Below are 10,862 nucleotides of genomic sequence, written 5' to 3'. Positions count from 1 at the left end.
CGGATGTCTTTTACCACCGCTTGCGCGGATGGCTTTGAGTGTTTTGCGTTCATCTTCGTTCCTTACAGTCACTACGATGAACCCAAAACACTCTCCTATTTTATGCAGCCAGTGTGTCTATTGAATGCTGACGGGGGACAGTCAAGCTGAATCGGGTGGGAGGTGGGTTCATAATGAATGGGCTGAATATGAAGTCGCAGAAGCGGATTCTGGCTGATGCGCTATGATAGTCAGCGATGTGATGGTTTGGATAGGGATTGGAATGCTGCCTGTATGGGGATAGAGGTATCACATGCCTTTTGATGATCCTTTCAAAAATTTTGGCCTGAGCATTTTCGACCGGCTGCTCGAACGCGAGCGAAGCCAGCGAGAGATGGTTGAACGCCTATCTCGCCCATTTGGATTGTTAGGGAAGCACACTGCCTTCGAGGACGCCGTTAGCCGGCTGGCCGATTCTGCTGTCAGTCCGTCGTTGCTTCGAATGTCCGAGAATGCAACCAAACTGTACGCGATGTCTGAAAAACATCAGTCGCTGATTGATCGACCCACCTCGTGGTCGCGTATTGCAGCCGTGCGCGAAGCGTCTCTCGCCATTGCAGAACAACAAGCTGCCGGAACAAGCAACTTTGGCAAACTGGCTCTCGCTGTGGGCGAGCAACTTAATGCGGTTAGTAAATTAGGATATGCCCATTCGGATCTCATCGGTCGGGCGATACAGAGTTCGCGTCTGACCGATACGTTCACGCAAACTGTTACGCTTTCCCAGTTCCAAGAGATTGCCAACCGGGCCAACAGCATTAGCGCCCAATTTGAGCGGCTGGCGAACGAACAATCCTCTTGGCGCAATCAAAGCACTATCGACGCAATGATGGTGCGCCACGTTCGTGAAGCGCACTTGGCGATGGAAGCGATGGCCATCGAAGATAGTGCGGAAGGGTTTGTCAGTCACGCCAATGGGTTGCTGAAAGCGCTGGCGGGCATGTTCTCGCGATTCAAGGGCAATACATCAAATGAAGTGCGTGACATGGGGTTGTTGGGCTTTCTGGCAGCAATCTTGTCATTCCTTGCTATCTGGGAAATGCTGCAACCCGATGGGCTATCGGAAACCGAGCGCGAACAACTGACGGTCATTCAAACTGAAGTGCGCGAAATCCGCGAGCAACTCCTAGAATTTCTGGAGGGCGAAGCGGCAATTGACGAGGCGTTTGTATCGGATTTGCCGCGCGGCATCGCTCGCCGCAAAGCTTATATCCGCGTTCATCCCAAGCGACAGGCTGAACTGATTGTAGTGCTGCCAGACGACACACCGGTGGCTATATACGAGAGCAAGGCGAGGTGGTTAAAGGTCGTATATCGTGATCCGTTGGCTGACCAGTTAGCGATAGGCTGGGTCTATCGGCCTTCAATCACAATGCAGGGAGATTAGCAGCCATTAGGTGTAGTGGTTGAGCCACATTTATACAGAGAAATAGGGCTATTGATAGAATTTGACTTGCCAAATTCAATTATAGGTAGAAAACTCATGCAGACGAAAGCGTGGTGAGCGATTTGAGTCATTTTGACTGCATTCCGTAACGTCACGGCCAAGGAGGTTACGGCCAAAGTGCACGGCAGAGATGTGATAAACAGACATATCTCACAAGCAATCAGTTCGAAGATTGCGTTCTCTTTGTGCAACCTTAGCGACCACTTCCTACTTGGCGTAGGGCAATGAATACAGCTTTGTCCGCTGTCCTTGCCTGTCCGCGCCCGCGAATGGTACAATGGGTAAAGACACCCGAGCATAGAGGCTTGCTCCGCAGCCTCGAACAAATCGTTCTTCAATTTTCGCCTCACCAGTCGTTAGTTGTCGTCCATCGGCAAGATATTCGACTTGCGTTGTCCGCGTCCTTCAAGGCGTTCGTGCAATTTGCCCAGCGCCAAAAAGATGCAGGCCACGATACAGTCCGGCTGGAAAAACTCGACAATCAACCACATCGCAAATTCGGCTCCTACCTCGGTAACGAGTTGGCCGACCGTGCCATTCCCGGCCTGCCAAAGATCGAGCGACGTATGCAGATCTATGCTGCCCTGATGGTTGGCGGCCTTCCAGAAGACCCGCAGCGCGTTCCAGATCAAGTCAAGCTTCGGAATCCGCTTGAGGGCAGCCAACACAAGTTTCGGCGAAAAAATGCGAAATATCGACATTTTGCATCTCCTTCTTAGTCGAAGTCGTCGAAAATGCTGGCGTCGGTCTGATCACCTAACCAGCACAATTGGACCTCATCGCTTCGGCGATGGGGTCCTTTTTATTTTTAAGGTGGCTTTTTCGGCATAGAAAAAGCCGCGCCGGAAATGGCGCGGCTTAGTGCCGTCGCACCGGTTAGGTGCGCTGCGGCAGGCGCATAGCCTGCTCCACGAAGCGGGCTATGCGAGTGGTGGGCTTTCGGCATCGCAGCTTTCCAGCGGAAGGACGGGGGTGAATGACAGTGCCTGTGGGTGTGTGGTATTGGTGAACATTGGGGAATCCTCCGCAATTGCGGCCGGGCCAATAGTCGGTGCAGAAATTGCCGAATTCTTAACTCGGCATCACCGAATCTTAACCGCGACCATCTTCATACTACTGCCTAGAGAACATGATTTGATTTCACGAGCAAGTGATTTGTGCGACCAAGTGTGGCTCTCGTGTGACCAATTTTGTAATTAAATTTCAAATTGATGGGTCGTTAATGATAGGTTAACGTATTTAAGAACGGGTATTAAGTTACCGTTGCGCATAAGCCATTGTCCTTGAAGTGAAATATCAGGGATATTCTTTCAAGCGTGTAGTTTAGTCCGCTGTCCGGCTGCATGGCTCCAATGCAAATATTCTTGCTTTGAGTGTAATAATTTTGCTGCGGGAAGTTAGATTTAACCCTTTGGAAGCGACTTCGGTAACAGTTTCTCGGCGTCGCCGTGTTAAAGCGCAGCAGTAGCAACCCGTCAGGCATATCTGCCCAAGTAAGCCAATTATGATAGGAAGTGAAATAGGTGCATGATGGCATACAGATTCCGGCTACAAAAGGCGCTTTTCTACAACGCCATAAGCGTCGCCCATTTGCCGGAGAAACTCTGTCTGCCCTCCATAACTCGGATGCCTTGCCTTAATCACCCTGCTCGTTTCTGCAAAACGTCTCGCTGCCTTATCCGCGTCATTGCCCAGCGCAATGATCCGCTTCGGTCTAAGCAGGGCTACCAATTGGCTGAGTATCTCTTCCCCGGCTCGGCGCTCCCGCACATTGTGAAGCCGATTCGTGAATGGGTTACCCGGCGCATGGGGATGCAATGGAAAGACATTCCAAAGGAACACCGGAACTGTGATTTGATCGAGCATTCCCCAAATCACTGACGCGGTGCGTTCGGACACTGGCAATCCTCCCGTATGACGCGTTAATGCCACATTCCATCGATGGGCATGGGCGGTGACATGAACATCATCGGTCAACGCCAAACCCGTGCGCCTTCCTCCTCGATACCCAAGGTCACGGCCAATCCAGAGCGAGTCGATTTCAACTTTGCAGGTTGCATCAAGGATAGCTGAAAGGGCGGTGGCTCGCTTTTGTGCGGCGTCCGGTAGGTCATGAACGGCGCATTGGTCGGCGTAGGGATTAAATGTATGCTCAAAGCGCACCGCGCTTAGCTGCCTCACAAACTCAACTGGCTTCATCACAGACCCCGATCAAAGGGGTCTATACGTTATCGTCCGGCTTTTTCGATCACCAATTACAACCCCGCCCTTATTTTCCCGCACCTTCCGAAACACCGCATATCCATCAAGGATGGCGCGCTCCCAGAGGTTCAAGGGACAATCTTCAACCTCATACCCTCTCACAAAATCGGCAATCGTTTTGAGCATATCGAACGAAATCGACTTCTGATCTTCAAAGTATTTATGGTCTTTGGCCCGCGAAAATATCCACGCAGTTAGTCCTTCTTCGACAACAATCGACCGTCCGCCATCCTGCGCTTCGTCCACCTTTTTGTCACTCTTGCGCTTTTGCTTGATCAACGCGCGCATGACGGACGACCAGTGCAGAATTGCCGCATGGGCGAAGTGGAATACGTCGTGGAAACGATAATCGTCGGCATCAAGGATATTATCTGTGAGCGGATCGCCGATGAAGACGCCATTCCAACGCAAGTAGCATTGCCCACTTTCACGCTGCGTGAACTCAATCTCGAAATGATCAAGGAGTTGCTCTTCGGCTTCAAACTGGTCGTCAAAGGTCGGCAGGGTAGCAGCGTCTGGAGCAACAAAACGACCTCGCGTCTTCGCTAAGTTGCTTCGCGTCACGTCTCCAAAGGACAAAGTGGAAACCTGCAAGGTTTTCAAGTAGCAGTCGATGAACGGAATAAGCAGGCTCTCTGCATTATCAGCGTTGTCGGCGAGTTGAAGCAAATTTGAAGCAGCAGCACCCAATGTCAGCAATGCGTCGTCCAGCTCAGCAACCTCGCGAGGCATGACAATGTGAGACAATGTGCCGTTTTCCATGTCGCTGGCGGCAAGGATTGACGTGTAGTCATCGCTGGAAACGACTTTGCTCAACAGGGCTTCGAGCGACAATTCTAGCCGACGGCACAGTGCAGTCAGATACCAAAGTGTGTCACCGAACTCTTCCTCAACCATCCCGCGATAACCGACGAATACGGCCCCTTCACGGTGATACTTTTTGGCAGCGGTCATTATGCCGCCTACCTCACCAAACAATCCGAACAAAACGGGCTTGATCTCAGGTGGCATTTTGTCAGTCGGCGCTACGTCCCTGACATAGTCGCCAATTAACATGGTGGAATGAGAGTTCGCTTCAGCCATCTTCGAGCACCCAATCTAGCGGTCTGCCATAATAGCCAGGTTCACCAATGGTTCGTAGCCATGCTACAAACTCGGCAATCCAGCCTTCATCTTCCTGCCGTTTTCGCTGCCTAATCTTACGGCACAAGTCGTAACGATCGGGGTCACGGAAGCAGGCCGGAATCTCTGGGCCTTCGCCGCCAAAGTAGTAATAATCATCGCTGATCAATATCCGGTCAGTGCCGGTATCACGAGCAACGTGTTCAGGCTTGAGCGACCCATCCGCATGTGTGTGGAACGAGTCCAGTTGCAGCCATGCGCTGTCGACCGCGTTGCGATAGTATATGTTATCGCCACAGCTTTGTTTGCGACCTCCTTGACGCATAGGCCTCTTGCGCGCGAATCTAGGGTCATTCCAGTAGGAGCGAAAGTCCGTGGTTTCGGAAACGTTCATTGCGTGAACCAAGCGATTTCCGCGTTGGCTCTTTTTTGCCGCACTACCGGTTCCAACAATCCAATCTCCGACTTTAGCAGCATACCGAATAGTTGGTTTGCAGGTCACAAGGGTGCAAAAGCCGTAAAATGGATTAGGCGCAAAGCCACTGTCATATCTGACGACGTAAGAAAACAGTCTCGACACGCAGCCCGTTAGCCACAGGGATGACGGGTAATGCCGCGAGTCGGAAAGGCGGTGCCATCCGACTTTTGCCATACATCACAGTCACCATTTATCGCATCAATGATGGAAGTTCCGGTCCAGCCAACCATCGCATCTGCATAGTTGGTAAGGGCCTCGGGCAAATCGCAATCCTTAGCGCCATGCTCCCAAACACCGACAATCCGTTTCCCAAGCTTCTGGGCATATTCAATTTCCCAATTTACCCATTTGCTGTTCTTGGTGTCGGGTGACACATAAACCACCAGCGTCCCAGCCCATTTGATCTGCGGTGCCAAAATATGGGATTTGATGTAATCCTCCGACTTGGCGTTGTTTGGGTTACTGGAATTAATCGAGGAATCCCGAATGGTCATGCTGCCCTTGGCCAGCAAGTCCTTGATCTTAACCAATCCAGCATCATCCTCATGGATGTGGCTGATGAACACATTCTTTGTTTGATCGGCCATAAACGCCCCTCGTATTCTTGATATGTTCTTCGATTTAGGCGGCGGAGTCAATCTTTCAAAACCAACCGATACATTTGTTGGCGGTATTTGATAAGCGACTGGTTTACTCGTTCCATGTCGGCCTTCAACTCGTCAAATCTAGGGAATCTTTCTTGAATGTGTTGCGGGTCCAGCACTTCTTCTCCTGCGCCCGCATCATACTTTTTCAGTTCGCGGTCATACCAGTGACGGAATCGTGCCTGCCAGCGGGTCAGATGGGGGCGTAGGCCTTCGTTCAACACTTCAATAGACAGCCGAATGATCTTTTGGGTGCTATCTCTTCGCACCTTTTGGGCGGGAATACCCTTCACCAAATCCCTCGTTACGGTGAAAAAGCCGTGCCACGAATCATAGATTTCGGAGACAACATCATTGTCAAAGTCGATTGGGAGGCCAATCTTTCGGGTGCTAAGCTCAACCCAGATGGCGTATGCGACCTGCTTGTCGATCATATTGGGCTTGAAGCTGAACTTTTGGCTGCCAATGCCGATGTCGGCTTGGTCAATCTCGAAAGACTTGAATGCAAAGCCGCCAGCTACATAGCGCCATATCAACAGCGCCAAGGTAATCACAACAATTGCCAGCATAACCCAAGCGCTGACGGTTAGGGAAAACAGCCAGTCGGCGTTGTTCCACCCTAGCTCAATAAGTGGTGTCACCTTGTCGGGATCAGGAACTGCATTGGGTATACTCATTCGATTGGAATACTACTGGTCTCGCCAGAAGTCACGTGACGTAAATCACGGTAGTTGCTTCAAGAATGAAAAGGGTGACCGGGCTTGCAATCCCGGCCACCCGCTCCTTTAGTTAGGAGTGTCGGGTAGGCGCTTCTCTGCGATCTAACCGCTTCTGGAGCCAATCCAGTACTTCAGCCTCAACCCATCCCACTCGGGCGGGGCCAAGGTGTACCCGCTTGGGGAATTGCCCGACCCGTTCCAACCGTGCAATGTGCTGCGGTGAATATAGAACCAGCTCCTTCACTTGACGCTTTGATAGTATCCTCATCACGATAATCCCTTAAAAGGGAGCATCGCGATGCCCCGGTTACGACAATACCCCGAGGTTTGGTGAGGCTATCAGCAAAGGTGTGATTGGGAAATATGCTTCTCAAGGCGGCGCATAATGGCGCAAGCCTTCGCACGAATAGGGGTGGTTTATAAGGTGGTCTGAAATCACCAATTTCAAGTTTATATATTAAAGTCAGATAGATAAATTTGAAAATGGTGCGGCCAAGAAGACTCGAACTTCCACGGGCTTTCGCCCACAACGACCTCAACGTTGCGCGTCTACCAATTCCGCCATGGCCGCACGCGCCTCGACAGGTAGGACGCCGCCCCTAGCAAAGCGGTCCGGTGCGCGCAACAGGCTTTGTGCTGACCGCGCCATTCAAGTGGCTGTCGCATAACGGTACAGTTTTAACTTTGGGACCAATTGGTCGTTTGATGGCGGGTATGTTTTGGATATTTGCCTTCTATTCCGCTTGCGCGATATGGTTAAAGCGGCGTTATTATTTGGCTGTGATATCGCTTTTGCCCTTGTTGCTGGCAGCGTCGCCGGCGACCGTACCGAACGCGCCGCCACGCGTCAGCCGGGTGGGAACGGCGACGGTGCAGATAATCAGGGCAGAATCTGCCTTCCCAAAATCGCCGGAACAGGATCGCAAGCAACGTGACCGCCAATATCGGCAACGTGATGATATGCCTTTGGTTGATTTCTATTAGGCAGCGATTTTTTCGAGGCGGTACTTCCGCATTTTCTCGATTAGAGTCGTGCGCTTTAGTGTGAGTAGGCGCGCGGCCTCTGAAATGACGCCTTCGGCGTGGATCAAAGCCATCTGTATGCGCTCCAGTTCCATCCGCTCGATCTGTGCCTTCAGGTCGATGGGCGCACCGAATGGCTGCGGCGCGGCATCGGCTGCTGGCAGAACAAGGTCTAGCGTATCGACGACTACCGGCAGGGCAGGCACGGCGGCCAATTTTGGCAGGCTACGGCCCAAGAGCTGATCGACCCCAAAGGCGTCAATTTTTTCGCCGCTGAAAAGGATATTGGCGCGTTCGATCACATTTCGCAATTCGCGGACATTGCCCGGCCAATCGTGCATCGACAAACGCTGGATTGCGCTGTCATCAAACTGGCAAAGCTGGCCGGTGCGACCTTTTTGGAAATGGGCGATCAACTGTGGAATATCTTCAACCCGCGAAGCCAGATCCGGTACCTGCAAAACGACTACACCAAGGCGGAAAAACAGGTCTTCGCGAAAACGGCCGTCAAGAATGGCCTTGTCGATTTTCTGATGCGTTGCTGAAATGATGCGGACGTCGACGGGGATGTTGCTGTTTCCGCCAATACGCGAAATCAGACCATCTTCCAAAACACGCAGAAGTTTGACCTGCATATCGAACCGCATATCGCCGATTTCGTCGAGAAAGAGCGTACCCTTGTCGGCATTTTCAAAATGACCGGTGCGACGGGCTTGTGCTCCTGTAAATGCACCGCGTTCGTGTCCGAACAATTCTGATTCAATCAGCTCGGCCGGAATGGCACCACAGTTCAGGGCAACATAAGGCTTGGCGGTGCGCGGGCTGGCGTTGTGGATGGCGCGGGCGACAACTTCCTTGCCGCAACCCGAAGGGCCGCAAATCATCACTGAAGCGGATGAATTGGCAACCCGGCGGACCATGTCGCGCAGCGTCCCCATAATGGGGCTTTTACCGATCAGCATTTCTTCTATAGAAACGGGCTTTTCGTATTTTGCGGATGTTTGAACCATTGACGTTACCATGCTTTTTTCCTGTCGGATGACTGCCTTGGCCCCGGTTTTTGCCAATCATGGTAAACGAAATACTAACAAACCTGGCCCCAAGCGTTAACTAATCCGAAACGGATTAAAGTTGGGGTAAATTGTCAAATTTTGTAAACAGACATATCCATTTTGGATATCATTTCCGCGCTAATCCGAAACCGTGCGCCATCCCAGGGTGATCGACATGCGCCGGTTGCGGGGGTCGTAGGGGTTGTCGCGGATATAGGCTTCGCGGTCAGCCACGCCTTCGATACGGACAAACCTGTTCGGTGAGACACCTGCGCGGGCGAGCGAGGCGCGGGTAGCTTCGGCACGGGCGGAGGACAATTGCCAGTTATTGACGCCCAGCCGGCTGGATGTTGGCTGCGCGTCGGTATGCCCGCGAATGATAAGGCCATTGGGCAAGTCCGAGATGCTCGCGCCGACGTCACCCAACAGCCGGTTGGCATCTGGCGTCAATATATCGGTGCCCGATATGAACATGGAAAAATTGGCTTCGTCCACCATATCGATCCGCAATCCATCGCGCGTTTCGGTAAAGCGCAGGCTTTTGGCTATGCGCCTTACTTCTTTGCGTTCCATCAACTTGGTCAGCAACGCCTTGCGGACCTCCTGAAATTTTTGCCGATCCTTGCCAATGCCGGATGCTTCCTTCGGTCCACCTGTTGCATCGCGTGGGATGGTCATGCTGCGGGTGCCGGTCTGACCTGCACGATGTGGATATTTGTCGACCGAGGTAATCGAATCCCCGCCAAAGAAGCTGGTCGATCCGGCGCTATCCTGCTTGCTCGACACCAACGTAGGCGAAAAATAGTCGGCCAAGGCCTTGCGTTGCTTTTCAGTGGTCGCGCCGAGCAACCACATCAAAAGGAAAAACGCCATCATTGCGGTCACAAAGTCGGCATAAGCCACTTTCCATGCACCGCCATGATGCCCGCTATGCGGTGCCTCATAGATTTTCTTGACGATTACCGGGCGAACGGGTTCGTTTGCTCTGGCCATTACCGCCCCCGCATACCGTCAAATACTTCGGCAAAGCTCGGCTGGTTGCTATGTTCGATACCCGAACGGGCGGCTTCGATGACCAACGGCTGCGGATGGCCATGCAGCGAGGCGATAATCATCTGTTTGACGACATGATAGATGGCGGCATCGGCCTCGATTACCTGTTTGGCACGGTTGGCAAAAGGGCCGACAAGACCATAAGCCAGCAGCACACCCAAAAAGGTGCCGACCAACGCGGAGCCAATCATGCCGCCCAAGATCGCAGGGGGCTTGTCGATTGATCCCATCGTCTTAACGACGCCCAATACCGCAGCTACAATCCCGAGCGCAGGAAGTGCGTCGGCCATGCCTTGCAGACCTTCGGCAGGCTTCACGATATGATGGTGATGGTTCTTGATGCTGTTATCCATGACTTCTTCGACGGCATAGGGGTCAAGCGTTCCCGACGACACGACAACCAACCGCAATGTGTCGCAAATCAGATGGACCAGCACTTGGTCTTTCAATAATTTTGGATATTCGCTGAACAATGTGGAATTGGCCGGATCCTCGATATGCGGTTCAACCGCCACCGGGCCTTCGGTCTTCAGCATCTTCATCAGTTTCGACACAAGGAAAATGCAGTCCAGATAGTCTTGCTTGTTATACTGCGGACCTTTGAAGACCTTCGCGAGACCTCCGCCCAATGCCTTCAATTCCTTGGCAGAGTTGCCGATGATGAGTGCGCCAAGACACGCTCCACCGATAATCAGCATCTCATGCGGTAACGCATGCATAATAGGTCCAAGATCGCCACCGGTGAGGGCGAATCCACCAAACACCATGACCAAGAGGACGATGATACCGACAACTGCAAACATGAAATGGCTGGCCTCTATACGCGTTCTTCAATCATGGTAAACGGCAGAGGCTACGAGATATTAAGCAGTTTTTTCAGGATGCTGTGCGGAAGGGGCCGAAGTGTGGTGTTAAAATCAAACCGTCCTGCGGCATTGCCGGATTGTGATAATTTTTCGTCAGAAGGAAAAAGGGAAAAAGGAACAGGCGGGCGACATATGCCTGACGGCACATCCTTTAATT

The 10,862-nt window shown here is 52.2% G+C and carries 13 protein-coding genes and 1 tRNA gene; 2 read left to right on the top strand and 12 right to left on the bottom strand.

The genetic code is table 11. The features are described from left to right. Positions 1–292 precede the first annotated feature (292 nt). The gene (locus tag ACEW72_RS00390) at positions 293–1,426 is read left to right on the top strand and encodes a hypothetical protein (RefSeq protein ID WP_373474394.1); all 1,134 of its coding nucleotides are present in this window, start codon (positions 293–295) and stop codon (positions 1,424–1,426) included. A 416-nt stretch (positions 1,427–1,842) separates the two neighbouring features. Here ACEW72_RS00390 and ACEW72_RS00385 read toward each other — a convergent pair whose 3' ends face one another. The 9 genes from ACEW72_RS00385 to ACEW72_RS00345 form a co-directional block, all read right to left on the bottom strand. Next, positions 1,843–2,187 carry a hypothetical protein gene (locus tag ACEW72_RS00385; protein ID WP_373474393.1) on the bottom strand — a complete coding sequence of 115 codons (345 nt, stop codon included), beginning with the start codon at positions 2,185–2,187 and terminating at the stop codon, positions 1,843–1,845. Between the two features lie 107 nt (positions 2,188–2,294). Beyond that, positions 2,295–2,432, bottom strand: a complete 138-nt coding sequence (locus ACEW72_RS00380) for a hypothetical protein (RefSeq protein WP_373474392.1) — start codon at positions 2,430–2,432, stop codon at positions 2,295–2,297. A gap of 602 nt (positions 2,433–3,034) precedes the next feature. Then, complete coding sequence (locus ACEW72_RS00375) at positions 3,035–3,685, bottom strand: uracil-DNA glycosylase (protein ID WP_373474391.1); 651 nt, start codon at positions 3,683–3,685, stop codon at positions 3,035–3,037. A 12-nt stretch (positions 3,686–3,697) separates the two neighbouring features. Further along, complete coding sequence (locus ACEW72_RS00370; protein ID WP_373474390.1) at positions 3,698–4,831, bottom strand: pyrophosphatase; 1,134 nt, start codon at positions 4,829–4,831, stop codon at positions 3,698–3,700. Further along, a complete protein-coding gene (locus ACEW72_RS00365; protein ID WP_373474389.1) occupies positions 4,824–5,522 on the bottom strand; it encodes a hypothetical protein in 699 nt (232 codons plus the stop codon). The genes ACEW72_RS00370 and ACEW72_RS00365 overlap by 8 nt, the downstream gene beginning before the upstream one ends. Further along, a complete protein-coding gene (locus tag ACEW72_RS00360; protein ID WP_373474388.1) occupies positions 5,459–5,935 on the bottom strand; it encodes a TIR domain-containing protein in 477 nt (158 codons plus the stop codon). The genes ACEW72_RS00365 and ACEW72_RS00360 overlap by 64 nt, the downstream gene beginning before the upstream one ends. Positions 5,936–5,982: 47 nt before the next feature. After that, positions 5,983–6,669 carry a hypothetical protein gene (locus ACEW72_RS00355; protein WP_373474387.1) on the bottom strand — a complete coding sequence of 229 codons (687 nt, stop codon included), beginning with the start codon at positions 6,667–6,669 and terminating at the stop codon, positions 5,983–5,985. Between the two features lie 112 nt (positions 6,670–6,781). Beyond that, complete coding sequence (locus tag ACEW72_RS00350) at positions 6,782–6,979, bottom strand: AlpA family phage regulatory protein (protein WP_373474386.1); 198 nt, start codon at positions 6,977–6,979, stop codon at positions 6,782–6,784. A gap of 216 nt (positions 6,980–7,195) precedes the next feature. Continuing rightward, positions 7,196–7,282 (bottom strand) — tRNA-Leu (locus ACEW72_RS00345). A gap of 172 nt (positions 7,283–7,454) precedes the next feature. On the opposite strand from ACEW72_RS00345, the gene ACEW72_RS00340 reads away from it, so the two are divergent. Further along, positions 7,455–7,646 carry a hypothetical protein gene (locus ACEW72_RS00340; RefSeq protein ID WP_373474385.1) on the top strand — a complete coding sequence of 64 codons (192 nt, stop codon included), beginning with the start codon at positions 7,455–7,457 and terminating at the stop codon, positions 7,644–7,646. Positions 7,647–7,691: 45 nt separating this feature from the next. On the opposite strand, the gene ACEW72_RS00335 is transcribed toward ACEW72_RS00340, so the two are convergent. The 3 genes from ACEW72_RS00335 to motA all read right to left on the bottom strand — a co-directional run bounded on the left by ACEW72_RS00335 (position 7,692) and on the right by motA (position 10,642). Next, a complete protein-coding gene (locus tag ACEW72_RS00335) occupies positions 7,692–8,756 on the bottom strand; it encodes a sigma-54 interaction domain-containing protein (protein ID WP_373474384.1) in 1,065 nt (354 codons plus the stop codon). A 168-nt stretch (positions 8,757–8,924) separates the two neighbouring features. Continuing rightward, complete coding sequence (locus tag ACEW72_RS00330) at positions 8,925–9,779, bottom strand: flagellar motor protein MotB (protein WP_373474383.1); 855 nt, start codon at positions 9,777–9,779, stop codon at positions 8,925–8,927. Next, positions 9,779–10,642, bottom strand: a complete 864-nt coding sequence (gene motA / locus ACEW72_RS00325; RefSeq protein WP_373474382.1) for a flagellar motor stator protein MotA — start codon at positions 10,640–10,642, stop codon at positions 9,779–9,781. Before motA ends, ACEW72_RS00330 begins: the two co-directional genes overlap by 1 nt. Positions 10,643–10,862 lie beyond the last annotated feature (220 nt).

It is taken from the genome of Sphingorhabdus sp., from assembly GCF_041737645.1.
Lineage (GTDB): Bacteria > Pseudomonadota > Alphaproteobacteria > Sphingomonadales > Sphingomonadaceae > Sphingorhabdus_B.
The sequence above is the reverse complement of the archived record's forward strand: the minus strand, read 5'-3'. Positions and strand labels throughout refer to the sequence as shown.